We start from the raw sequence: 25,157 nt of genomic DNA on the forward strand, positions 1-25,157 counted from the left end.
AAAATGTCTTACACCACTTTCAGTCAAGTTCAAAACGATCACATGAAAGAGCCCATGTTCCTCGGCAACCCGGTGAACGTGGCCCGCTATGACCAGCAGAAATACGAAATTTTTGAGAAGCTGATCGAAAAGCAGCTGTCCTTTTTCTGGCGTCCGGAAGAGGTGGACGTGTCCCAGGACAGGATCGACTACCAGGCCCTGCCGGATCATGAGAAGCACATCTTTATCAGCAACCTCAAGTACCAGACCCTGCTCGACTCCATCCAGGGCCGCAGCCCCAACGTGGCCCTGCTGCCGCTGGTGTCCCTGCCCGAGCTGGAAACCTGGATCGAGACCTGGGCCTTTTCCGAGACCATCCACTCGCGCTCCTATACCCACATCATCCGCAATATCGTCAACGATCCCTCCAAGGTGTTCGACGACATCGTGGCCAACGAGCATATCCAGAAGCGGGCAAAGGACATCGCCGGCTACTACGATGAGCTTATCGAGTACACCAACTTCTACCACCTCTACGGCGAGGGCGAGCACGAGATCAAGGGCCAGAAGGTCACCGTCAACCGCTACGAGCTGAAGAAGAAACTCTACCTGTGCCTGATGTGCGTCAACGCCCTGGAAGCGATCCGCTTCTACGTGAGCTTCGCCTGCTCCTTCGCCTTTGCCGAGCGCGAGCTGATGGAAGGCAACGCCAAGATCATCAAGCTGATCGCCCGGGACGAAGCCCTGCACCTGACCGGCACCCAGCACATGCTCAATATCCTGCGTGCCGGCGAGGACGATCCGGAGATGGCCCAGGTGGCCCGCGACTGCGAACAGCAGTGCTTCGAGCTGTTCAGGGCCGCCGCCATCCAGGAGAAGGAATGGGCCGAATACCTGTTCAAGGACGGCTCCATGATCGGCCTGAACAAGGATATCCTGTGCCAGTACGTGGAATACATCACCAACCTGCGCATGCAGGCGGTGGGACTGGCGCCCGCCTTTGAGGGTTCCAAACAGAACCCTATTCCCTGGATCAACGCCTGGCTGTCGTCCGACAACGTCCAGGTCGCGCCCCAGGAGGTAGAAGTCAGCTCCTACTTGGTAGGCCAGATTGACTCCCAGGTGAGCCACGACGATCTGGGTGACTTCGAGCTGTGAGCCGAGTCCGCACCCGGGAACTGAGCTTCGAACTGCGGGCGGGGGAAACCCTGCTCGAGGGGCTGGAGCGCACCGGCCACGCGGTGGAATACCAGTGCCGCAGCGGCTACTGCGGCGCCTGTCGCACCGCCCTGCTGGCCGGCCGGGTGACCTACCATGAAGCCCCCCTCGCCTACCTGGCCGAGGGGGAGATACTGCCCTGCTGCTGCCGGCCAACCGAGCCGGTCAGCCTCGATATCCCCCTTCTGGAAATAAAAAAACAGGCCTAAATAGCTGTTCCGAATAGTAGATCATTGTCGGCAACGACCGGGTTCCGCTAAGCAGACCCTCCGCGCCAGGGATGGCGCGGCGGAGCCCCCAGGGATGGGTTCACGGCGTGTCTGCGTGCGGGGCCCGGTCGATGTAGCACTATTAGGATCAGTTACTTAGGGCCTGCCCTCCTCCTTCAGCGGAAAGAGATGCCAGCTCAGCCGGCCGTTCTGCTCGAAGGACTTTTCCCGCTCGCAGATAAACAGCTGGTCGCCCACGGTGATCACGGATCCCTTCGAATAGCGCTGGTCGGCGTAGAAACACACCGGCTCCAGCCCCGATGAAATATTCAGCTCCACCGGCGGCCGGGTGCTGATGGTATCGGCCCCGGCCAAGGTACTGAGCACCAGCGCTCCCCAGCACAACTGTCTTATCATCATGGTCAACTTCCTCTTTACCCCGGGTCCGGCTCATGGTAACACCGTCCCAGACCCCGTCGACAAGGCCCGACAATGAAAAAATCCCACTGGCTGCTGTTGCTGGTCCCGCTCCTCGCCGCGACCTTCTTCCTCCTGCTGCGCCAGCCGGCATCGGCGCCGCCACTGGCCCTGTCGCTGCCGGCGCCCGGCGACCGGCCGGTGGACTACGAACGGGACGTCAGGCCCATCTTCGAGCACAAGTGCATCGCCTGCCACGCCTGCTACGACGCCCCCTGCCAGCTCAAGCTCGCCAGCCACGAGGGTGTGCAGAGGGGCGCCAGCAAGCAGGTGGTCTACGACGGCACCCGCACCCAGGACGCGCCGCCCAACCGCCTTTATGTGGATGCCGAGAGAGAGCAGGCCTGGCGGGAGCGCGGCTTCTTCAGCGTGCTGGACAATCATGCCGGCGACGCCGCTCTGATGGCCCGGATGCTGGCCCTGGGCCGGCAGGCCCCCTGGACGGCCAACGAACGGCTGCCGGACGACCTGGACATTTCCATCAAGCGTAACAACCAGTGCGTGAACGCCGACGAGTTCGAGACCTTCGCCGCCAGGCACCCCCAGGCCGGCATGCCCTTCGCCGTCGCCGGCCTGACCGATGATGAATACCAAATCCTGGTGGACTGGCTGGCCCAGGGGGCAAGGGTGCCGGAACAGCAACTTCCCCTCTCCGCCAGCCTGGAGCGGGAGCTGCGCCGGTGGGAGCACTGGCTCAACCGGACAGACAACCGCCACCGGCTGGTGGCCCGCTACCTGTACGAGCACTGGTTCCTCGCCCATCTCCATGTCGAGGGCGACCGGGACCAGGTGTTCTTCGAGCTGGTGCGCTCCCGCACCCCGCCCGGTGAACCCATCGCGCTCATCCCGACCGTGCGTCCCACCGACGGCATAACGGGGAGCTTCTACTACCGGCTGCGGCCCCGCCTGGAAAGCCGAGTGCACAAGACCCATATCACCTATCCCCTGAGCGAGGCCAAAATGGCCCGCCTGGAACAATTGTTTTTCGGGCCGGACTGGACGGTCGCCACCCTGCCCGGCTACGGCCCGGCCCGGGCCGCCAACCCCTTCGCCACCTATGCCGCCATCCCCGCCCGGGCCCGCTACCAATACCTGCTGGACAACGCCGAATACTTCGTGCGCACCTTTATCCGCGGCCCGGTGTGCCGGGGCCAGATCGCCACCGACGTGATCCGGGACCAGTTCTGGGTCGGCTTCCAGCACCCGGATCACGACTTGTTTATTACCGATAGCACTCATCAGGCCCGGGTGCGGGAATGGTTGTCCCTGCCGGGGTTGCAGTCGGACCTGTTGAGCCTGGGGCCGGATTGGGTCGCCCATCGGGAGGCCCGCAATCGCTACCTGGCCGCCCGCCAGCAGGACTACGCCCGTACCTATCCCCAGGGGCCGTCACTCGATCACCTGTGGGACGGGGACGGCCACAACCGGGACGCCCTGCTCACCATTTTCCGCCACCACGACAGCGCCAGCGTGCTGCGCGGCTGGCAGGGGGATGTCCCCACCACCCTGTGGGTGATGGACTACCCGCTGCTGGAGCGCACCTACTACGCCCTGGTGGCCAACTTCAACGTCTACGGCAGCGTGGCCCACCAGGCCCAGACCCGGCTCTACTTCGATCTGATCCGCAATGGTGCCGAGGCCAACCTGCTGCGCTTTTTACCGGCCCAGATACGCAACCCGCTGCTGCACCGCTGGTATGACAACAGCGCCCGCATCAAGCTGTTCACCACCTATGCGGACGTGGACGAAAATACTCCCAGCCGCATTGCCGTCGGTGCCGAGGCCCCGCTGGCCGATTTCGGCCGCCAGGTGCTCACCACCCTGGCCCCGGTCGCCGGCCCGCCGGAGCGGCTTAACCGCTGCCACCGGCAAGCCTGCGCCGAGGCGGACAGCGCCGCCGAACGGGAGGCCGAGGCCCTGCTGCGCCGCCTGACCGGGATTACGGCCACCACCCTGCCCGCCATCCAGTGGCTGCCGGAAGTCAGCCTGTTGCGTATCGAGGTCGGCGAGCAACGGCTGCTCTACAGCCTGCTGCACAACCGGGATCATTCCAACGTGGCCTTCATGCTGGGGGAAGATCTTCGCCTGCGGCCCCAAAACGACACCCTGACGGTGCTGCCCGGGGTGGTCGGCAGCTACCCCAACTTTATCTTCAACGTCAAACTGGAAGAGCTGGACGACTTTGTGGCGGCACTGATGGCCATGGCCCGGGCGGAGGACATCCACACCCTGGCGCGCCACTTCGGCATCCGTCGCACCCATCCCGGGTTCTGGTCCTACTTCCACGATCTGCACCGCTACCAGCAGGACACGACCCCCCTGGAGGCGGGGTTGCTGGACATGAACCGTTACCTCAATCTGTAACGGCCGGACAATATCCAGGGTGGCCCGGACGCCCCTGGATATTGTTACCAATCAAAACGATAGGAATAGCAGCCAGCGAGTTTGCGCGCCGCCAGCGTGGCGCCGCCTTCGCTTGCCTTGCACATTTTCCTGTGCCAGTCAACTCTCCGGACCCAACTTGACTACACTGAGGGATAGTGGTCATCAGAAGGATCTGCACCATGAAGTATCATCTTGCCTGCTGTCTGATAGTGCTGTCCCTGAGCGGATGCACCTATAAGTCCCAAACGGTTATCCCCGAGCAACGGCTGGTGGCAGACAATCAACACTGTCTGAACGCAACGACGCCGGGCGTGCGCAAATTCCTGGCTCCGGCCCTCGGCCTCTATCTGGCCAAGCCCAGTCAGGAGCCCGCCAATGCGGCCTACCATTCGTGCATGAGAGAAAAAGGGTGGTGAGCCATCCACGGGGTGAACCCAGGCCCCGGGAGCAAAGACCGGCAACCGCCGGCTCCCGGCTTCCTCCGGATTGTTGCGGACGGCGGCGGTGAAGCCTGCGTAAACTCAATCCTCATTCCGGGTCCCCGGGATGGTTGACCGGGCCGTTACACGCCCCGCTCGTTGTTCCAGATCAGCACATGCAGTTGCGGCAGCACCCGGGCCCGATACCAGCGGTCGCCGGTCACCCTGTCCACCAGCCAGCGCAACCGGGCGTTAAGATCTTGTAGATCGGTCTCCCGCTCCGGTTGCTCGGGGGTGGCCGGTGCCGGGTTGCAGGGTTGCAGGTAAAGCGGCAACTGCGGATAGTCGTCCGCCAGGGACCGCGCCCAGCGATAATCCGCCTCGTCGGCGATCACCAGCTTGAGGCTGAGCTGGGTGCCGGCCCCGGCGGCGGCCAGGCTGGCCTCGAACCGCTCCCGGTTGAACGCCATGCCCGAGGAAGGCGGCTTGGGGCTGAGCGTCAGGTGGTCGAGCATCCCGAACCAGGCTTGCGCCTTGCTGCCCTGGGTTTCCATGGCGAAGCTATGGCCCAGCTCGTGGCCGAGCCGCAGCAGCTCGGCCAGGGGCTGCAATGCCGGATTGCCGCCGGAGAGGGTCACCAGTATGGGCTCGCCGCCGCTCAACCGGTTCACCTCGGCCAGTATGGCCGAGGCCGCCATGGGCTGCCAGTCGGCCCTGAAGCGCGGCTCCACCGCGTAGAGGGTGTCGCACCAGCTGCAGCGAAAGTCGCAGCCGCCGGTGCGCACGAACACCGTGGGCACGCCGATAAGCGCTCCTTCCCCCTGGATGGTGGGGCCGAAGATTTCACTGATGGCGATGCTCATGGCCGGTACTCGGCCCAGGTCTTGGGGGTTTCCGACACCGCCACCGCGCTCACCTCGGGCCAGCGGGCCCTGGCCCAGTCGAACAGGTGGCAGGCCAGGCGCTCGGCGGTGGTGCACTCGTCGCCCAGCACCTCGTTCAGGTGACGGTGATCCAGGCGCTCGTCGATATACTCCTTGAACGCCTTGAGCTCCAGGTAATCACGCACGAAGCCGTACTGGTCGAGGGTCTCGCTCTGCAACTCGATCACCACCACGTAGTTGTGGCCGTGCAGCCGGGCACAGGGGTGCCAGTCGGGCATCTGCTTCAGTTGGTGGGAGGCGGAAAAATGAAACTCTTTCTTTATGGTGTACATGCGTTCACCCTCGCCACCGCTTCCCGCCAGTACTGCTCGTCCCGGTAGGGGGTGGGATCGGCCACCCCGGCCAGGGCCATGGCCTCGATGCGCTCCACGCAGGTGCCGCAGCAGCCGCAGTGGAGGTCGCCGCCTTCGTAGCAGGACCAGGTATCGGCCACCGGCACATCGAAGCGCGCCGTGTCCCGGGCGATCCCGGTCTTGTCGCTGTTCACATAGGGGGCCAGCAACGCCACCTCGGCCACACCGTCGAGGGCACGGGCCTGCATCTCGCCGAACAGGCGGATAAAGTCGGGCCGGCAGTCGGGATAGATAAAGTGATCGCCGCCGTGCACCGCCAGGGCCACGGTGTCGAGACCGCGGGCGGCGGCCACGCCGAAGGCGATGGTGAGCATGATGGCGTTGCGGTTGGGCACCACCGTCACCTTCATGTTCTCTTCGCTGTAGTGGCCGTGGGGCACCTCGATGTCGTCGGTCAGCGCCGAGCCGGACAGCTGGCGGCCGATATGGCCGATGTCCATCACCAGGTGCGGCACGTCGAGCCGCTCGGCACAGCGGCGGGCGGCATCGATTTCTTTCTTGTGGCGCTGGCCGTAGTCGAAGGTCAGCAGGGCACCGAGGGACTGCTCCGCCGCCAGCCGATGGGCCAGGGTCACGGAGTCGAATCCGCCGGAGCAGATCAGTAACGCTTTCATATTGTGTCCTTGTTTTGTCCGGGTAGGCTGCGACCGGGGGGTAAAGCGGAGGCCATTTTAACGGCCGGCCCCGCCTTGTCCACCATTATCTGGGCAGCTTGTCGCCATCCGGCGCCGATGGGCGGAAAAATCCCTGGTATTGGCCGGGAGTCAGCGCCAGACGGCGCTTGAAGTGGCGCTGAAAGTAAGCCTGATCGGTAAAACCGAGCTCGCTGGCCACCCGGCTGAGCGCCAGCCCCCGGCGCAAAACAGGAAAATCCGCCCCGCCTCGTTTCAAGGCACAAATCCTTACTTGGCTACCATTCCCAATGCCGCCAGGACCATCATGACTGCCGCGCCTTTAAACAGCACATGCTGCGCACGAGAACTTGCCAACAAGTGGCGTATTTTCAGGGCACCGAGAATAAATACAGCCCCGACAATCAACAGCACAGCAATGGTCAATGGCACCAGCATCAAGCCCCAGGTTTGTAGCGAGATAGTGTCCAAGGCAATGACCAGCGGCAGCAATGCCAAATAGAAGGCGATTGTTTTTGGATTGCCGAGGGTAATCGTCAGACCTGAAAACCATGCGGACACCAGCTCTCGCTTACTGATTTTCTGGTCTATAAGCAAGGTCTGTGGTTCATGACGCCAAAACTGCCACGCTAACCAACACAGGTAAAATGCTGAACACCAGCGAACCAATAAAAACCATTCACTGTGGCTGTGGGCGACCACCGCCAAGCCAAATACCGCGAACGACAAGTAGATTAAATCCCCCAAAATCAAACCGGCAAGCATCGTGAATGCAGTTAATGCCCCACCGCTCACACTACGGGCGACCAAGGCCGTCATTCCCGGCCCAGGAATAGCGGCGGCCAATCCTAGCGCAATAACATATGCCAGAACCTGAGTCGTATCCAACATAAACTCTCCTTCCATCATCAGAGTAATAAAAGCCAGGTGGTAACATGGTTGTTTTTCTGAAAACACTTTCAATGACTTACCTAAACAACCGATCCATCTGTATTTTTTAAAATAAAAAATACAAGGCAATGGATGTCCTTTATCCCTTTCGGCATAAAACCCGCGTTCAACTTCAATGTTTACGTACAAAATTATGCATGATGAAACCGGAAAAAAATGACCTTTTATCATTGATCTTTCACGAGCGGAGGGTAATATTTTTCACAATCAAACAAATAATAGAAAATTATGACCAAAACACCTTTAAACCTGACAGACATCAAGATTCTTACCTCACTGCAGAAAGACGCTCGCATAACGAATCAGACACTGGCAGAGCAGCTGGGCATGTCTGCTTCTCCTTGCTGGCGCAAGGTCCGCAAGCTGGAAGAGGATGAAGTGATCCTGGGTTACCGGGCGGTACTGGACAGACGCAAAATCGGCTTGGGAGTGATGGTCTTCGTCCGTGTCAGCATCGACAGTCACAGCGAAGCCGAAGCTCGCAAATTTGAACAGGAAGTGATGGAGCTGGAAGATGTGGTGGCATGCTATAGCATCGGTGGCGATGCCGACTTTCTGTTGCAGGTGGTCTCCCGCGACCTGGATTCGTATGCCGAGTTTTCCATGTCGGTCATCCGTCGCCTACCCGGTATCAAAGAAATGCAAAGTATGTTTGTCCTGAAAGAAATCAAACCATTTGTCGCCTTCCCGATAAAAAAGCCGAAGCAGGATTAGTACCGACACCAAATCCAGCGACTGTCACCACCGCCAAAACAAAGGGCGCCGCAGCGCCCTTTTATAGGATAACCGAACCCGCTTACTTCTCGCCGAAGTGCTCGGCCAGGTACAGCCAGGTGTCGATCACGGTGTCCGGATTGAGGGACACGGAATCGATGCCCTGCTCCACCAGCCAGGCGGCGAAGTCGGCGTGATCCGAGGGCCCCTGGCCGCAGATACCCACGTACTTGCCGGCCTTGCGCGCCGCCTGGATGGCCATGGACAGCAGCGCCTTCACCGCCTCGTCCCGCTCGTCGAAGGAGCCAGCCACCAAGCCCGAATCCCGATCCAGGCCCAGGGTGAGCTGGGTCATGTCGTTGGAGCCGATGGAGAAGCCGTCGAAGTAGGCCAGGAACTTGTCCGCCAACAGGGCGTTGGAGGGCAGTTCGCACATCATGATCACCTTGAGCCCGGCTTCGCCGCGCTTGAGGCCATTCTCGGCCAGGATGTCGATGACCGAGGCCGCCTCGGACAGGGTGCGCACGAAGGGGATCATGATCTCGACGTTGGTCAGGCCCATGTCGCCCCGTACCCGCTTCATCGCCTCGCACTCCATGGCGAAGCAGTCGCGGAAGTCCTCGGAAATGTAGCGGGAGGCGCCGCGGAAGCCCAGCATGGGGTTTTCCTCGTCCGGCTCGTAGGCGTCACCGCCCAACAGGTTGGCGTACTCGTTGGACTTGAAGTCGGACAGCCGCACGATGACCCGCTCCGGCCAGAAGGCGGCGGCCAGGGTCGAGATGCCCTCGGCCAGCTTGGCCACGAAGAACTCGCGCGGGCTGTCATAGCCGGCGATCATCTCGTCGATCTTGAGCTTGAGCTCGGGGCTCTGGCGGTAGTACTCCAGCAGCGCCTTGGGGTGGACGCCGATCATGCGGTTGATGATGAACTCGAGCCGCGCCAGGCCCACGCCTGCGTTGGGCAGCTGGGCGAAGTCGAAGGCCCGGTCCGGGTTGCCCACGTTCATCATCACCTTCACCGGCGACAACGGCATGGCGCCCACTTCGGAGGTCGCCACCTTGAACTCGAGCTTGCCGTCGTAGATAAAGCCGGTGTCGCCCTCGGCGCAGGACACGGTCACCTCCTGGCCGTCCTCGATGCGGCTGGTGGCGTCGCCACAGCCCACCACGGCGGGAATCCCCAGCTCACGGGCGATGATGGCGGCATGGCAGGTGCGGCCGCCCCGGTTGGTGACGATGGCGGCGGCCCGCTTCATGATCGGCTCCCAGTCCGGGTCGGTCATGTCGGTCACCAGCACGTCGCCGGCCTTGATCTGGTCCATCTGCTCGATGCTGTCGATGACCTTGGCCACGCCGGCGCCGATCTTGTGGCCGATGGCACGGCCCTCGGCCACCACCCGGCCTTGTTCGTTCAGGGCGAAACGCTCCAGCACGTTGGCGTCCTGGCGACTGCGCACGGTTTCCGGCCGGGCCTGGACGATGTAGAGCTTGCCGTCGACCCCGTCCTTGGCCCATTCGATGTCCATCGGACGATCATAGTGTTTTTCGATGATCAAGGCCTGCTTGGCCAGCTCCATCACTTCCTCGTTGGTCAGCGAGAACTGGCGGCGCTCTTCCTTGCTGGTTTCCCGGATCTCCACCTGCTTGCCGTGCTCCTCGGCGTTGGCGTAGATCATCTTCTGCAGCTTGGAGCCCAGGGTCTTGCGCACCACCGCCGGCCGGCCGGCCTTGAGGGTGGGCTTGTGCACATAGAATTCATCCGGGTTGACCGCCCCCTGCACCACCATTTCGCCCAGGCCCCAGGCGGAGGTGACGAACACCACCTGATCGAAGCCGGACTCGGTGTCCAGGGTGAACATCACGCCGGAGGCGGCGATGTCGGAGCGCACCATGCGCTGGATACCGGCGGACAGCGCCACGCCGCGGTGGTCGTAGCCCTGGTGCACCCGGTAGGAGATGGCGCGGTCGTTGAACAGGGAGGCGAACACGTGCTTGATGGCCACCATCACCGCGTCCAGGCCGCGCACGTTGAGGAAGGTTTCCTGCTGGCCGGCGAAGGAGGCGTCGGGCATGTCCTCGGCGGTGGCGGAAGAGCGCACCGCGAAGGAGGCTTGCTCGCCGCCCTGGCCGGCCAGCTCGCCGTAGGCGGTGGCGATGGCGCTTTCCAGCGCCGGCTGGAAGGGGGTGTCGATCACCCACTGACGGATGGTGCGGCCGGCTTCGCCCAGGGCGGCGATGTTGTCCACGTCCAGCTGGTCGAGCAGGTCGTGGATACGGGCGTTGAGCCCGCTTTGCTCCAGAAACTCGTTAAAGGCAAAGGCGGTGGTCGCAAAGCCGCCGGGCACCGACACGCCGGCGCCGGCCAACTGGCTGATCATCTCGCCCAGGGAGGCATTCTTGCCGCCAACCCGATCCACATCGTGCATACCGAGTTGTTCGTACCAAATCACGTAATCCTGCACTGCCACGTCTCCAAAAAGTTGTGTTCTCGGGGTTTCCGTATCTCACCGTATGTCGCGGCGGACCGTGTGCGTCGTTCCGGCCCTTTATTATTTAATTGCGACGATGGGCCTGCACACGCGATGATTCTACAATGGCGCCAAAAAGCAGGTAAACGTTTTACCTGGGACAAATGTTAAAAGTGAGATCTGGAGGCTCTGTGCACACAGTTTTTTATGTTTCTGATGGGACGGCGATCACAGCCGAGGTGTTCGGCCATGCGGTGCTGAGCCAGTTTCCCCTGCCCTTCGAGCAGTTCACCATCCCCTTCGTGGAAGACGAGGACAAGGCCCGGGCGGTACAGGCCCGTATCAACGAGGCCTACCACCAGAGCGGCAAGCAGCCGCTGGTGTTCCACACCATAGTGGACGACGGCCTGCGCCGTATCGTCACCGACAGCGACGCCATGTGCTACGACTTCCTCAACACCTTCGTGGCACCCCTCGAGCAGCAGCTCGGGATCAAGGCCGAGCCGCGCACCCACCGCACCCACGGCATGGAAAACAAGCAGCACTACGATGCCCGTATCGATGCGGTGAACTACGCCCTCGACAACGACGACGGGGTCAACACCAAGGAGTACGACGAGGCCGACATCATACTGGTGGGCGTGTCCCGCTGCGGCAAGACCCCCACCAGCCTGTACCTGGCGCTGCAGTTCGGCATCCGGGTGGCCAACTACCCCTTCATCGACCAGGACATGAGCCGGCTGAGCCTGCCGCCCGCGCTCAAGGCCAACCGCCACAAGCTGTTCGGCCTGACCATAGACGTCAACCGGCTGCAGGAAATCCGCCAGCGCCGTCGGGCCGACAGCCGCTACGCGGCCATCGAGCAGTGCCGCTTTGAACTGAACCAGGTGGAGAAGCTGTTCCGCATGGAGGCCATCCCCTTTATCGACACCACCTACCACTCGGTGGAGGAGATCTCGGTCAAGATCCTGGAACGTACCGGCATCCGCCGGCGCATCTTCTGATTGCACACAACCTTTACTGTAAAAACTGCGATCAATGACAAAATATTGCACACAATAATAAACAAAATGTTGATTTAGTGTTTACATAAATGTATACATTAACCCCGATGTTTAACCAGCCTGCTAATAACAAACATCAACCATAAAACATGGACGTCTGGTCGTGGCTACCCTGCCGACTGTATACGCAGCCGGCGGCGGACAGCGCCGATGCGTTCTATTGTGCAGCCGGCGACGTCAAGTCGACCCCGGTGGTTTGCAGCCCTGCGCGCGCGACAACACCAACAACAAGGGCGTGAACAGGAAGCCAAAACTCACGAGCAATACCCAGGGACTTATCGCAATGAAACACAGTCAAAGCAAGTCAGTATTCGATTATTATGGCAAGCCCTCGTTCGGCAAGGCGCTGCCGCTGTCGTTCCAGCACATACTGGCGATGATCATGGGGGCGGTCACCCCGCCGCTGATCGTGGCCGGCGTGGCCGGGGCCAACGCCCAGGAAACCATGCTGCTGGTGCAGATAGCCCTGCTGTTTTCCGGCATCTCCACCCTGTTGCAGCTCTACCCGGTCGGCCGCCTCGGCGCCGGCATGCCGACCATTTTTGGGGTCGGCTTCGCCTATGTGCCCAGCCTGATTGCCATCGGCAGTGTATACGGTATCCCCGGCATTCTGGGTGCACAAATCGCCGGCGGTGTCGCCATGATAGTGGTGGGCATCTTTATCAAGCAGATCCGCCACCTGTTTCCGCCGGTGGTCGCCGGCACCGTGGTGCTGGTGATCGGCCTCTCGCTCTACGACATCGCCATCAAGTACATGGCCGGCAACGGCAACGTGGCCGCCGACGGCTTCGGCAGCGGCCAGAACTGGCTGGTGGGCCTGACCACCCTGGCGGTGGTGCTGTGCTGCTCCCAGTTCGCCAGGGGCTACCTGCGCCTGGCCGCCATTATCGTCGGCATCCTGGTCGGCTATGCGATGGCCTTCTTCTTCGGCATGGTCGACTTCTCCCGGCTGCACGAGGCGCCCTGGGTGATGGTGCCCACCCCCTTCGCGCTCGGCATCGAATTCCACGCCTCCGCCGTGATCTCCATGGTGGTGATCTGCATCGTCAACTCGGTGCAGACCATCGGCGATCTGTCCGCCACCGCCGTCGGCGGCATGAACCGGGAGCTGAAGGACAAGGAGCTGTCCGGCGGCCTGCTCGGCAACGGCGTCTGTACCCTGGTCGGCGCCTTCTTCGGCGGCCTGCCCACCGCTTCCTTCAGCCAGAACGTGGGCATCGTCGCCATGACCAAGGTGATCAGCCGCTATGTGCTGAGCATCGCCGCCGCCTTCCTGATCCTGGCGGGGCTGCTGCCCAAGTTCGGCGCCGCCATGACCACCATCCCCTACCCGGTGCTGGGCGGTGCCACCATCATCGTGTTCGGCATGATCACCATGACCGGCATCCAGCTGCTGGTGAAGGACGAGCTGTCGTCCCGCAACATCACCATAGTGGCGCTGTCGGTGGCCCTGGCCATGGGCCTCAATGCCGTGCCCGAGGCCATCGCCGCCCTGCCCGACACCGCCCGTATGCTGATTGGCTCGCCGGTCATCGTGGCCGCCAGCATGGCCTTTATCCTGAACATGGCCCTGCCCCGCAAATCCCTGCAGGACGAGGCCCGCGAGCGCGAGCAGATTGAGCGCGAGATGAACGGTGACGAAGCGCCCGCCACCCCTTATCAGAACCGGCAGATAAAGGCCGAAGCCGGAAACTGAAAGGGTCAGCTCAGAGGCAGGGATCTTCCCCCCGAATAGCAAAAAGCCGGTCAATGACCGGCTTTCCGTTTTATTGACGGCCGGCCCATTCCGTAACCGCCGGCCAAAAGACCCGCCCTGCCGATACCGCCCTATCCCTTCACGCCGCCGGCGGTCAGACCGCCCACCAGCCAGCGCTGGGCCAGCAGAAACACCGCCGTGATGGGAATGGCAGAGAGCACGGCGGCGGCGGCGAAGTCGCCCCACAGGTAGTTCTGGGGATAGAGGTACTGCTGCATGCCCACCGCCAGGGTGTAGTTCTCCACGTTACGCAGCAGCAGCGAGGCCACCGGTACCTCGGTGATGGCGGCGATAAAGGAAAGGATGAACACCACCGCCAGAATGGGCACCGACAGCGGCAGCAGCACCAGCCGGAACGCCTGCCAGGGCGTGGCGCCGTCCAGGGCCGCCGCTTCCTCCAGGGAGCGATCAATGGTTTCGAAATAGCCCTTGATGGTCCACACGTGCAGGGCAATGCCGCCCAGGTAGGCGAAGATCACCCCGCCGTGGGTATTGAGCCCCAGGAAGGGAACATAAAGCCCGATACGGTCGAACAGGGCATAGAGGGCCACCAACGACAGCACCGCCGGGAACATCTGGAAGATCAGCATGCCCTTAAGCAGGCTTTCCTTGCCGCGAAAGCGCAGCCGGGCAAAGGCATAGGCACAGGTGGTGGACAGGGCCACTATGCCGAGCGCCGTGATAACGGCGATTTTTACCGAGTTCCACAGCCACAGCAGCACCGGAAAGGGCGGCTGCGTCAGGCTGCCGTCCGGGTTGCTGACGGCGATGCCGAGCGCCAGCTTCCAGTGTTCCAGCGAAGGGTTGCTGGGAATAAGCTCGCCGGTGGCGTAGTTGCCGCTGCGAAAGGAAATGGCCACCACCACCAGCAACGGAAACATGATGAGGGCGCAAAAGGCGATAAGCCCCGCGTGGGCGGCCCATACCCGGTAACGCATCGATTTTGGTCTTACCATAGCCATGGTATTGCTCCTTGGGTTATTTCTCGCTTAGTTCCAGTTTGCTGGCCTTGATATTGAGCACGGCCAGGGCGCCCACCAGCAGGAAGATCAGGGTGGCGATGGCGGCGGCCAGGCCGAAGTCCTGGGTACCCGAGCCCTCGAAGGCGATGCGGTAGGTGTAGCTCACCAGCAGGTCGGTATAGCCGGCGGGGGTGGTGGTGCCTATCATGTCCGGACGGCCGTTGGTCAACAGCTGGATCAGGACGAAGTTGTTGAAGTTGAAGGCGAAGCTGGCAATCAACAGGGGCGTGAGCGGCCTCAGCAACAGCGGCAGGGTAATGCGCAGGAAGTTGTCCAGCGGGCCGGCGCCGTCCATGGCCGAGGCTTCGTACAAATCCTCGGGAATGGCCTTCAGCAGCCCCATGCACAGTATCATCATGTAGGGATAGCCCAGCCAGGTGTTGACCATGACCAGCATGGTCCTGGCCAGGGTCGGATCGGTGAACCAGCTGGGGCTGATGCCGAACAGGCCCGAGAGCAGCATGTTGATTTCACCGAAGCTCTGGTTGAACAGGCCCTTGAAGATCAGGATGGAGATAAAGGCCGGCACCGCATAGGGCAGGATCAGCAGCAACCGGTAGGTGCCCTTGCCCCGGAGCGATTCCCATTGCACCAGGCAGGCCAGCACCATGCCCACCGCCAGAGTGAAAAACACGGTGAGCCCGGAGAACAGCACCGTCCAGATGAAGATGGAGATAAAGGGCCCCTGGATGCCCTTGTCCTGGATCACCCGCAGGAAGTTATCCCAGCCGATAACCACGGTAAAGCCGGGGCTGACCGGCTCGCCCACAAAGTTGCCCCCATCGTCGATGGGCTGGTAAAAACCGATGTCGAAGTTGGGTGCCAGCCGTTCGCCGGTGCGCTGGTTGAACAGCACAAAGTCGTCTTGCGGCACATAGACGGGCTCGCTGGCGGCAAAGCGGCGCAGCGAGCTCATGGTGAGCAGTTCACCGTCGGGCAGGGCCACCGCCAGCGCGGCCAGCGCGGCCCGGTTCTGGGTGATCACCCGCAGGGGCGCCGCCTCGCCGGCCGGTGCCTCGCTGGCCGGGCTCATGTCCAGGGGTTCCTGGGGCGGGGCCGCCAGGCTGAAGGCATCGCTCAGGTAGCGATCGCCGCTCGCGTCATCGGTCAGCCACAGGCGCCACTGGCCCTCGTCTTCCTGGTAGAGGGCAAAGCCCATGTCCCTGCCGGTCTGGAAGCGTTGTTGTTGCAGCACCTGCTGTACCCGTTCCAGGGTGAGCTGGTTCTTGCCGCTGTAGTTGGTAAAGGCGATGCCGATGGTGCACAGCAGCGGAAACAGCACGAACAGGCCCATGCCCGCCAGCCCCGGGTAGACATAGCGCCAGGAGTAACTGCGCCGGTTGGCGAATATATAGAGGCCGCTGCCCACCAATACCAGGGTCAGCATGGCGAAGAGGATTTCCCCCTGGGCGTACATCAGTATCACCAGCCAGGCGTTGACAAGGCCGATGCCCCCGATGCACAGCCATTTCAGCCAGGCGGATAACGGCGGCCACGCCGGGGATTTAGGGGGAAGTGTGGTCGTTTCTGATAACTGCATGATACTGCTCTGTTGATGTGCCTGGGCGGGATGCCCGTTTGATTCAAAAGGTACAGTGACCGCCACCGGCATGACCGGTGGCGGTTTTTTCTTACTCGGTGATCCGGGCGGCGGCGTCGTCAAGCGCGGCCTTCACTTCCTGGCGGCCGTTGATGGCGTTCAGGATGGCGCTGCGCTCGGCATACCAGAAGCCGGCCATTTCCGGGATGTTCGGCATGATTTCACCCTTCATGGCGTTCTCCATGGTGGCGCTGATCCGTGGATCGCTGGACAGCTTCTTCTGGTAGGAGCGCAGGGCCACGGCACCCAGCGGCTTGTCATTGTTGACCTGCTCCAGGCCCTTATCGGTCAGCAGGAAGTTTTCCAGAAACTCCTCCGCCAGTTCCTTGTTGGGGCTGGCCGCGTTGATGCCGGCGCTGAGAATGCCGGTAAAGGGCTTGGAAGGCTTGCCGTTGAGGGTGGGCAGGGTGGTCACGCCGTAGTTGATGCCGGCCTTGTCGATATTGGCCCAGGCCCAGGGACCGTTGATGGTCATGGCGGTTTCGCCCTTGTTGAAGGCGGCCTCGGCGATGGAGTAATCGACGTCGGCGGAAATATGCTTGTTGTTGACCAGATCAACCAGCGTCTGCAGGCCGCGCAGGGAACCGTCGTTGTTCACCCCCACATTCTTGGGATCGTAACGTTCACCGTCGAAATGGAAGGCATAACCGCCGTCGGCAGCGATCATCGGCCAGGTAAAGTAGGGTTCCTGCAGGTTCCACATGATGGCGGACTTGCCCTGGGCACGCAATTTAGTGTCCAGCTCCGGAATATCCTCCCAACTGGTGGGGGGCTCGGGCAGCAGGTCCTTGTTATAGATAAGCGACAGGGCCTCAACCGCCACCGGGTAGCCGATATATTTGCCGTCGTACTTCACCGCGTCCCAGGTAAACTCGTGCAGCTTGTCGATCAGTTCCTTGCTGGGGTTGATTTCGGCCAGCAGGCCGGACTGGGCGTAGCCGCCGAAGCGGTCGTGGGCCCAGAAGATGATGTCAGGGCCATCGCCGGAGGCGGCAACCTGGGAATACTGTTCTTCCAACTGGGCCGGATGCTCCACCCGCACTGGCACCCCGGTTTCCTGCTCGAACCACTGCCCCACCTCGGCCAGACCGTTGTAGCCTTTGTCGCCGTTAATCCAGATCAGCAACCGCCCTTCTTCGATGGCGGCGAGGGCGGAGGATGACATCATCAGGCCGGCCAAGACACCGAGGGCGACCTTACCCATTGCTTTTTCCATAGTTCATATCCTTATCCGTGAGGGGGTAAAAACGAAAACCGCCGCACCGAGCATAACGGATTCCGGTTATCCGCATCTTCCGCCGCGAGGACGGCCCCGGCATCCTCCTCCCCACTACGCCCCCCGGTCGCCAAACGTGAGTGAAGTCACAGACCCGCCGGTTATGTGATCCGACGCACATCGAAAACATCCGTTATCGTTAACCGGCTCACAAAAACAGCGCCAAAAAAACACTTGCCGCCCCACCCAGCCCGTCCCCCTCCCCCCAAGCGCCATTTCTCCTCCTCCCCCCTCCTCCCCCGCTAAAATTTGCCCGGACGGAGGATTCCCCCCCCTTTGCCTGCGGGCATGATGAGACCAATGACAATAACCCCGTGAGCCAGGTCCGAATGACATTCGATACCCGATCTTCAAGTCTGCCCCGTAACGCGACCCTGTATCGCGTGGACAGCGCCCACTTCTTCGACGGTGACGGCGACGGTCGGGGCGATCTGGCCGGGGTGTTGCTACAACTGGATTATTTTACCCGACTGGGGGTGGATGGGTTGGTACTGACCCGGCATGACCGGCGTGGTCTTGCGGAGGGATATTGGCAGGCGATCGCGGATCGGCTGCAACAGGCGGGATTATCACTTTGGCTGGAAGAATACCGGCACTACCGCTCCTGGCCACAAGGGCAGATCCTGCCCCTGTGCACCCTGGTCGATCACGGCCCCGTCGGGCTGACCCACTGGCTGGAAAAACGGGCCCAGGGCGGAGCGGCGATCTGGGCCACCGGCGGCCAGGATCTGGCCCGGGTGGTCAGCCGCTGCGGCGGTGGCGATCTCAAGGTCGCCCTGCCCTACCTGGCGCTGCTGGCCTGCCTGCCCGGCCCCGTCAGCCTGTGGCAGGGAGAAGAGCTGGGCCTGCCCCACGCCGCCGAACCGGGCGACACCAGGGGTAACCGCAGCCCCCTGCCCTGGGTCGAATACCCGGAGCAAAGCCCGGTCGCGCAGCAACCCATGCAGCGCCGGGTTGCCACCGAGCACAGGGCCATGGCCGTCAGTCGCCAGGAGCAGGAGCCCGACTCCCCCCTTAACCAGTGCCGCCGGCTGCTGCAGTGGCGCCGCCGGCAGCCGCTGGTGGCCAATGGCCGGATCGACGTGACCGGCCTGCACGATGGCCTGCTGTGGGTACGGCTGGTGGGAGAACAGCCATCGCTGACCGTCGTGCTCAACCTGCTGCCCTATCGCCAACACCATCATCTTCCCCCGCAAACCCGCGGCTGGCAAGCGGAGCTGACCCTCGGCCAGGCCGAGATGAGCGACGACCATACACTGAACCTTGGCGGTTTCGCCGCCGCCATCGTCAGGCCCAAGGAACAGGAGTAATTCATGGCCAATGTCACCCTGCACAATGTGTGCAAATCATACGGAGACGTCCATATCTCCAGGGATATCAACCTGGAGATCCACGACGGCGAGTTCGTGGTGTTTGTCGGTCCGTCCGGCTGCGGTAAATCCACCCTGCTGCGCATGATTGCCGGCCTGGAAGAGATCACCTCGGGAGAACTGCAGATCGGTGAAGCCCGCATGAACGAGGTGCAGCCCTCGGAGCGGGGCGTGGGCATGGTGTTCCAGTCCTACGCCCTCTATCCGCACCTGTCGGTGGCCGACAATATGTCGTTCGGGCTCAAGCTGGCCGGCGCCCCCAAGGCGGAGATCCGGCAGCGGGTCAACCACGCCGCCGAAATCCTGCAACTGGCCCATCTGCTGGAGCGCCGTCCCAAGGAACTGTCCGGCGGCCAGCGCCAGCGGGTGGCCATCGGCCGCACCCTGGTGGCCGAGCCCCGGGTGTTCCTGCTCGACGAACCGCTGTCCAACCTGGACGCCGGCCTGCGGGTGCAGATGCGCATTGAAATCGCCCGCCTGCACAAGCGGCTGAAGAGCACCATGATCTACGTCACCCACGATCAGGTCGAGGCCATGACCCTGGCCGACAAGATAGTGGTGCTGGACGCAGGCCGGGTGGCCCAGGTGGGCAGGCCGCTCGAACTCTACCACTACCCCGCCAACCGCTTCGTCGCCGGCTTTATCGGCTCGCCCAAGATGAACTTCCTGCCGGTGAAGGTGACCGCCGCCGAGGCCGGGCGAGTGGAGATAAGTACCAACGACACCCGCTTCTGGATCCCGGTGGACGGTCGCGCCGTGCAGGAGGGTGCCAATATGTCGCTCGGCATCCGTCCCGAACACCTGCTGCCCGCCGAACAGGCATCGGTCCGCCTTAACGGCGAAGTACAGGTGGTGGAGCAACTGGGCAACGAAACCCAGATGCACGTCCGCATCCCCGCCCTCAAATGCAACCTGATTTACCGGCACAACGACGTGCAACTGGTGGAGGAAGGTCAATTGCTGGAGATAGGCATTGCGCCCGAGCGCTGCCACCTGTTCCACGAAGACGGCCGGGCCTGCCGCCGGCTGCACCCCGAGCCCGGCGTCTGACCGGGCACCGATACAACCGACCTTTTTAATCAAGCAAGGCCGACCAGGGAATGGTCCCTGCACCAGGCCAACAAGGAGAACTCAAATGAACAAATGGCGTTTACTTCCCACTGCCTCCGCCGTGGCGGCGGCAGTCATGGCCACCCAGGCCATGGCGGTGGATTTTAGTGGCTATGCCCGTTCCGGTATCGGCTGGACCAGCGGCGGCGGTGATCAAGAGTGCTTCGCCGCCACCGGTGCCGCTGCCAAGTACCGCCTCGGCAACGAGTGCGAAACCTACGCCGAACTGAAGCTGGGCAAGGAATTGTGGGCCGAGGGTGGCAAGAGCTTCTACTTCGACACCAACCTGGCCTACGCCATTTCTCAGCAGAACGACTGGGAACAGGTCGAGCCTGCCTTCCGAGAGGTCAACGTCCAGGCCCGCAACGTCTTCGACGCCCTGCCGGGCGCCACCCTGTGGGCGGGCAAGCGCTTCTATCAGCGTCATGACGTGCACATGCTCGATTTCTACTACTGGGATATCTCCGGCCCCGGCGCCGGCCTGGAAAACGTCGACCTCGGCTTCGGCAAGCTGTCGCTGGCGGTCACCCGCAACACCGAGGAAGGCGGCGCCGCCAGCTTCGGGAGCGATGACAACGCCTATAACAACGTTTTCGACCTCCGCCTGGCTGGCCTGCAGACCAACCAGGACGGAAACCTGGAACTGGGCCTGGATTACGGACGCGCCGGCACCGCGAAAGACGCCTCCCTGGATCCGGACGCCACCAAGGACGGCTACATGCTTACCGCCCAGCACACCCAGGGCAACTTCTTCGGCGGCTTCAACAAGTTCGTGGCGCAATACGCCACCGATTCCATGACCTCCTGGAATTCAGGCCACTCACAAGGTGCCAGCACCAGCAACCACGGCAACATGCTACGCCTGATCAACCACGGTGTGGTACAGCCCGCCAGCGACTGGGAGCTGATGTACGTGGCCCTGTACCAGGATATCGATCTGGACAACAACAACGGCAGCACTTGGTACTCGGCGGGCGTGCGCCCCATGTACAAGTGGAGCAACACCATGAGCACCCTGCTCGAGCTGGGCTATGACAACGTCAAGGACCAGGCCAGCGGCAAGCGCAACGATCAGATGAAATACACCCTGGCCCAGCAGTGGCAGGCCGGCGACAGCATCTGGGCCCGCCCGGCCATCCGCCTGTTCGCCACCTACGCCGACTGGAACGACAAGTGGGGGGACCGCGCCGGCACCCCGGAGGCGAACGACGGCGAAGTGACCTTCGGCGTGCAGATGGAAGCCTGGTGGTAATGGCCCGGGCCGGCCTCGGGGCCGGCCTGTTCGGCGATTGGCCGGGTTTTATTCCGCTTTGCCGTAGCGGGAAATTCCTGCCCCTGTTACTCCGTCGTCACTCCCGCGAAGGCGGGAGTCCATGAAGGCAGGCACTGGATGCCCGCCTTCGCGGGCATGACCACAGCACAAAGGAGCACCTTTATGAACAAGACCCTGACGGCACTGTGCCTGTTCGGCACCATGCTGGCCGTCCAGCCCCCGGCAACGGCCGACGGACGCCAGGAAGTGCCTGCCATCGGCCAGCAGCAGCTTGCCGCCCTGCAATGGCAGCCACTGAACCCACCGGTCACCGAAACCCTCGTGCTCGATGACGCCGGCCCCCGGCTCGACACCGGACTGGGCGAAGGGCCGGTCGCGGCCTTCACCCTGCCCGCCGACCGGGGCACCCTGGAGCTCACCCTGCACAGCCTGGTGAACGAGCACAATCAGGTCTTCGCCCCCAATGTGCTGGTGCTGGATGAACAGCTGCGGCCCGCCGCCTTCTATCCCGCCGACGCCTTTCCCTTCGCCTCCGGCCGGCTGCTGCTGGACAACCGGCTGGCAGGCAGCATCAGGTTGACGCCCATGCCGGGGCAACAACGGATCCATATACTGGTGTTCACCCGGAGCGAAGACCTGGCCCGCCATACCATGATGCCCCACCCGGCCAAGGTGCATGCCCAGGCCATCGGCAACCAGCCGCCGGCCATCCCGGATGTGCGGGTGTCCCATCAGCCCCAGGGCAAGCTGCAACTGAAGGTGGCGGCCGAGCAGAAGCAGGGTGCCGTGGTCATAGGTCCGCAGCCGCTGGCGGCAACAGCAGCCAGTCCGGCCGCAGCGCCCCAGCCCGAAACCGAAGCCTACTTTACCCAGGCCATCCGCGCCGCCGCCGGCCAGGGGGATATCGACAAGGCCCTGCGCCTAATGGAGGAAGCAGAACGGCTGGGCATCGATGCCGCCCGCCGCACCTTTGTGGAGGCGGTGAAATAACCCGTCTGTCCGCTAAGTTCCTTGTGTTTGGGTGTGCATAGCACACCCTTTTTTTCACCCATCCCTGCACCGTCACCCGTCCCCGAGCACAAAAACTGTGATCGGACACGGTTAAATGAGGCCTGCGGTTGTGCTCCGTACCACCCCGGGCAGGATATTGGTAGACTATTCCGAACGAACACCAGGGAAGACAAAGACTTCGCCATGCTGATCCCGTCCAAACTGAACCGGCCGTCACGGCTGCACCACACCCTGCTGCGCCCGCGGCTGCTGGCCTTGCTGGGCCAGGCCGAACATTATCCGCTGCTCCTGCTGCACTGCCCGGCCGGCTACGGCAAAACCACCCTGGCGGCCCAATGGACCACCGATCACGAACACCTGGGCTGGTATTCCCTGGACGACAGCGACAATGACCCCCAGCGCTTCGGCCACTATCTGATCGCCGCCCTGGCCCGGGCCACCGGCCAGGCCTGCCCCAAAACCCTGTCCATGGCCGAAAAACGCCAGTTCAGCAGGCTCAGCACCCTGTTCGGCCAGCTGTTCGAGGAACTGGCCGGCTGGCACACCCCCACCCTGCTGGTGCTGGACGACTATCACCTGATCCGGGAAGAACAGATCCACGATGGATTGCGCTTTTTCCTCCGCCATATGCCCGAGTCTCTCAGCCTGCTGGTAGCCTCCCGCACGCTACCGCCACTCGGCATCGCCAATCTGCGGGTACGGGGGCAACTGTTCGAAATAGACAGCAGGGAACTGGCCTTCAACCACCAGGAAACCGGCCAGTTTTTCCGGCAGCGGCTGGATAAGCCCCTGGCCGAGGCCGACTCGGCCCGGTTATGCGACGATGTCGAAGGCTGGCCCACCGCCCTGCAACTGATCGCCCTCTCTTCTCGCCAGGGCCACCTCGAACCCCGGCAGTCGGCCCAGCGCCTGGCCGGACTCAACCAGGCGCACCTGCGGGATTACCTGGAAGAAGAGGTACTGGACAGAGTGGATCCGGCCACCCGCGATTTTCTGCTGCGCTGCTCGGCGCTGCGCTCGCTCAACGCGGCCCTGGCCAACCGGCTGACCGGCCGGGAAGACGGCCAGTTGCTGCTGGAGAACCTGGAACGCCAGGGACTCTTCACCCAGCGTCTGGATGCGGAAGGGGTCTGGTTTCGCTTTCACCCCTTGTTCACCCAGTTTCTGTCCCACCAACGGGAATGCGAGCAGCCGGGGCTGGGCCCGCAGTTACACGGTATGGCGGCCCAAGCCTGGCTGGAGCAGGATTTTCCGGTGGAAGCGCTCTACCATTGCCTGGCCGCCGACGATCCCGCCCTGTTGCAGCAATTGTTGCTGGAACACGGCTGGCCGCTGTTCCACGGCGGCGAGCTGAGGCTGCTGGAGCACAGCCTCGACCGGTTGCCCGAAAGCCGGCTGCTGCTGACCCCCAGCCTGGTGCTGCTGCGCGCCTGGCTGGCCCAGAGCCAGCATCGCTATCCCGAGGTGGAACTGCAGCTCGGCCGTGCCGAACAGGCGATGGCGGTCGAAGGACTGACGCTGAGCCCCGGTGACCAGGGCGAGTTCCAGGCACTGCGTGCCCAGGTGGCGATCAACGCCGGCCAGCCCCGCCAGGCCCTGGCCCTGGCGGAGGAAGCCCTTGCCCAGTTGCCGGCCGATCGCAGCCACAGCCGGGTGGTGGCCACCACCGTCACCGGCGAGGTCTACCACTGCCTGGGACAACTGACCCGGGCCCTGCCGGTCATGCAGCAATGCGAGGCCATGGCCCGCCGCTACGGCATCTACCACCAGGCCCTGTGGGCCATGCTGCAGCAGAGCGAAATACTGCTGGCCCAGGGCTACCTGCAGGCCGCCTTCGAAATACAGGACAGGGCCTTCGAACTGGTGCAGGAGCAGCACCTGCAGCAGGTGCCGCTGCATGAGTTTCTGCTGTATCTGCGCTCCCGGGTGCTGTGGAGCTGGCATCGCCTGGACGAGTCCGAAAGCGCCGCCCGCAAAGGGCTGGAGGTGCTGGAAGATCTCTCGCCCCAGCAGCAGCTCAAGTGCAGGACCATGCTGGTGAAGATCTCCCTGGTGCGCGGCGACGTGGACAATGCCCGGGTACACCTCCAGCACTGCGAACAGCTGCTGCGGGGGGGGCATTTCCACATGGACTGGGTGGCCAGCGTGGATCAGACCCGGCTGCTGCTGTGGCAACTGGTGGGCGACGAGGTCGCCATCCGCCAGTGGCTGGCCGAGGCCCAGGCTCCGGAAGGCGACGCCAACCACTTTCAGCAGGCCCAGTGGCGCAACCTGGTCCGGGCCCAGATGCTGGCCGGCGACCCCGACACCGCCCTGGAACTGCTGCAGCAGCGCAACGACACCGCCCGCCGGCTGCAATTGGTGAGCGATCTCAACCGCAACCTTATCCTGCAGGCCCACCTGCACCTGCGCCGGCACGAAACCGACGAGGCGCGCCAGTGCCTGCTGGAAGCCCTGACCCTGGCCAACCGCACCGGTTTCATCAGCCACTTTATTCTGGAAGGGGAAGCCCTGGCCCAGTTGCTGCACCAGGCCGCCAGCCAGGCCTCCCTGGACGACATGACCCGGCACCGGGCCCAGCGGTTGCTGAAGGAGTTGAGCCAGCATCAGCACCGGCACCGTTCGGCCCACTTCGACGAGGCCTTCGTGGAGAAACTGCTGACCCACCCCCAGGTGCCCGAACTGGTGCGCACCAGCCCGCTGACCCAGCGGGAGTGGCAGGTGCTGGGATTGATCTACGCCGGTTACAACAACGAACAGATCGCCGCCGAGCTGGACGTGGCCGCCACCACCATCAAGACCCATATCCGCAACCTCTATCAGAAGCTCGGCATCAACCACCGCCAGGAGGCGATAGCCCAGGCCAAGAGCCTGCTGGAACTGATGGGATACTGAGCACCGGGCCGTTGTCAGCCATCTGAAGCCGA

At 62.8% G+C, this 25,157-nt stretch carries 22 protein-coding genes; 12 read left to right on the forward strand and 10 right to left on the reverse strand.

All coding sequences use genetic code 11. The features are described from left to right. The first annotated feature begins 3 nt into the window (after window positions 1-3). Complete coding sequence (gene nrdB, locus ACT7DK_RS11530; RefSeq protein ID WP_445399270.1) at window positions 4-1,137, forward strand: class Ia ribonucleoside-diphosphate reductase subunit beta; 1,134 nt, start codon at window positions 4-6, stop codon at window positions 1,135-1,137. Further along, complete coding sequence (gene yfaE, locus ACT7DK_RS11535; protein ID WP_445399272.1) at window positions 1,134-1,406, forward strand: class I ribonucleotide reductase maintenance protein YfaE; 273 nt, start codon at window positions 1,134-1,136, stop codon at window positions 1,404-1,406. Before nrdB ends, yfaE begins: the two co-directional genes overlap by 4 nt. Before the next feature lie 156 nt (window positions 1,407-1,562). Here yfaE and ACT7DK_RS11540 read toward each other — a convergent pair whose 3' ends face one another. Then, window positions 1,563-1,826 carry a DUF1496 domain-containing protein gene (locus ACT7DK_RS11540; protein ID WP_445399274.1) on the reverse strand — a complete coding sequence of 88 codons (264 nt, stop codon included), beginning with the start codon at window positions 1,824-1,826 and terminating at the stop codon, window positions 1,563-1,565. A 72-nt stretch (window positions 1,827-1,898) separates the two neighbouring features. Here ACT7DK_RS11540 and ACT7DK_RS11545 point away from each other — a divergent pair, with 72 nt between their 5' ends. Continuing rightward, on the forward strand, window positions 1,899-4,247 hold the full coding sequence (locus ACT7DK_RS11545) for a fatty acid cis/trans isomerase (protein WP_445399276.1): 2,349 nt from the start codon (window positions 1,899-1,901) through the stop codon (window positions 4,245-4,247). 200 nt (window positions 4,248-4,447) lie between these two features. Next, on the forward strand, window positions 4,448-4,684 hold the full coding sequence (locus tag ACT7DK_RS11550) for a hypothetical protein (protein ID WP_445399278.1): 237 nt from the start codon (window positions 4,448-4,450) through the stop codon (window positions 4,682-4,684). Window positions 4,685-4,830: 146 nt separating this feature from the next. Here the strand turns inward: ACT7DK_RS11550 and queE are convergent, their stop codons facing one another. The 5 genes from queE to ACT7DK_RS11575 form a co-directional block, all read right to left on the reverse strand. After that, the gene (queE, locus tag ACT7DK_RS11555; protein WP_445399280.1) at window positions 4,831-5,550 is read right to left on the reverse strand and encodes a 7-carboxy-7-deazaguanine synthase QueE; all 720 of its coding nucleotides are present in this window, start codon (window positions 5,548-5,550) and stop codon (window positions 4,831-4,833) included. Next, window positions 5,547-5,903, reverse strand: coding sequence for a 6-carboxytetrahydropterin synthase QueD (queD, locus tag ACT7DK_RS11560; RefSeq protein ID WP_445399282.1), 357 nt, complete (start codon window positions 5,901-5,903; stop codon window positions 5,547-5,549). The genes queE and queD overlap by 4 nt, the downstream gene beginning before the upstream one ends. Then, complete coding sequence (gene queC / locus ACT7DK_RS11565) at window positions 5,891-6,598, reverse strand: 7-cyano-7-deazaguanine synthase QueC (protein WP_445399284.1); 708 nt, start codon at window positions 6,596-6,598, stop codon at window positions 5,891-5,893. The genes queD and queC overlap by 13 nt, the downstream gene beginning before the upstream one ends. 85 nt (window positions 6,599-6,683) lie before the next feature. Further along, window positions 6,684-6,875, reverse strand: a complete 192-nt coding sequence (locus ACT7DK_RS11570; RefSeq protein ID WP_445399286.1) for a helix-turn-helix domain-containing protein — start codon at window positions 6,873-6,875, stop codon at window positions 6,684-6,686. Window positions 6,876-6,886: 11 nt separating this feature from the next. After that, window positions 6,887-7,738, reverse strand: coding sequence for a LysE family translocator (locus ACT7DK_RS11575; protein WP_445399288.1), 852 nt, complete (start codon window positions 7,736-7,738; stop codon window positions 6,887-6,889). A 57-nt stretch (window positions 7,739-7,795) separates the two neighbouring features. Here ACT7DK_RS11575 and ACT7DK_RS11580 point away from each other — a divergent pair, with 57 nt between their 5' ends. After that, entirely contained in the window at window positions 7,796-8,281 is a 486-nt protein-coding gene (locus ACT7DK_RS11580; RefSeq protein ID WP_445399290.1) for an Lrp/AsnC family transcriptional regulator, read from the forward strand. Window positions 8,282-8,363: 82 nt separating this feature from the next. Here ACT7DK_RS11580 and ppsA read toward each other — a convergent pair whose 3' ends face one another. After that, complete coding sequence (gene ppsA / locus ACT7DK_RS11585; RefSeq protein WP_445399292.1) at window positions 8,364-10,742, reverse strand: phosphoenolpyruvate synthase; 2,379 nt, start codon at window positions 10,740-10,742, stop codon at window positions 8,364-8,366. 197 nt (window positions 10,743-10,939) lie between these two features. Between ppsA and ppsR the strand changes: the two genes are divergently transcribed. After that, window positions 10,940-11,752, forward strand: coding sequence for a posphoenolpyruvate synthetase regulatory kinase/phosphorylase PpsR (gene ppsR, locus ACT7DK_RS11590; protein ID WP_445399294.1), 813 nt, complete (start codon window positions 10,940-10,942; stop codon window positions 11,750-11,752). A gap of 343 nt (window positions 11,753-12,095) precedes the next feature. Next, a complete protein-coding gene (locus ACT7DK_RS11595; RefSeq protein ID WP_445399296.1) occupies window positions 12,096-13,508 on the forward strand; it encodes a uracil-xanthine permease family protein in 1,413 nt (470 codons plus the stop codon). A 131-nt stretch (window positions 13,509-13,639) separates the two neighbouring features. On the opposite strand, the gene malG is transcribed toward ACT7DK_RS11595, so the two are convergent. From malG to malE, 3 genes are all read right to left on the reverse strand, one after another. After that, window positions 13,640-14,530, reverse strand: a complete 891-nt coding sequence (gene malG / locus ACT7DK_RS11600; RefSeq protein WP_094040787.1) for a maltose ABC transporter permease MalG — start codon at window positions 14,528-14,530, stop codon at window positions 13,640-13,642. A 16-nt stretch (window positions 14,531-14,546) separates the two neighbouring features. Beyond that, window positions 14,547-16,130 (reverse strand): maltose ABC transporter permease MalF, encoded by a 1,584-nt coding sequence (malF, locus tag ACT7DK_RS11605; protein ID WP_445399299.1) that lies wholly within the window; start codon window positions 16,128-16,130, stop codon window positions 14,547-14,549. A gap of 91 nt (window positions 16,131-16,221) precedes the next feature. After that, window positions 16,222-17,406: a maltose/maltodextrin ABC transporter substrate-binding protein MalE gene (gene malE / locus ACT7DK_RS11610; protein ID WP_094040785.1), complete on the reverse strand. Its 1,185-nt coding sequence runs from the start codon at window positions 17,404-17,406 to the stop codon at window positions 16,222-16,224. 389 nt (window positions 17,407-17,795) lie between these two features. On the opposite strand from malE, the gene ACT7DK_RS11615 reads away from it, so the two are divergent. The 5 genes from ACT7DK_RS11615 (at window position 17,796) to malT (ending at window position 25,125) form a co-directional block, all read left to right on the forward strand. Next, complete coding sequence (locus tag ACT7DK_RS11615; RefSeq protein ID WP_445399301.1) at window positions 17,796-18,776, forward strand: alpha-amylase family glycosyl hydrolase; 981 nt, start codon at window positions 17,796-17,798, stop codon at window positions 18,774-18,776. Between the two features lie 3 nt (window positions 18,777-18,779). Beyond that, entirely contained in the window at window positions 18,780-19,886 is a 1,107-nt protein-coding gene (malK, locus tag ACT7DK_RS11620; protein WP_202088172.1) for a maltose/maltodextrin ABC transporter ATP-binding protein MalK, read from the forward strand. 85 nt (window positions 19,887-19,971) lie between these two features. Further along, window positions 19,972-21,198, forward strand: a complete 1,227-nt coding sequence (locus ACT7DK_RS11625; protein ID WP_445399304.1) for a maltoporin — start codon at window positions 19,972-19,974, stop codon at window positions 21,196-21,198. Between the two features lie 183 nt (window positions 21,199-21,381). Then, entirely contained in the window at window positions 21,382-22,209 is an 828-nt protein-coding gene (locus ACT7DK_RS11630; RefSeq protein WP_202088170.1) for a MalM family protein, read from the forward strand. A 204-nt stretch (window positions 22,210-22,413) separates the two neighbouring features. Continuing rightward, entirely contained in the window at window positions 22,414-25,125 is a 2,712-nt protein-coding gene (malT, locus tag ACT7DK_RS11635; RefSeq protein WP_094040186.1) for an HTH-type transcriptional regulator MalT, read from the forward strand. Window positions 25,126-25,157: the final 32 nt, after the last annotated feature.

The organism is Zobellella sp. An-6 (genome assembly GCF_052487945.1).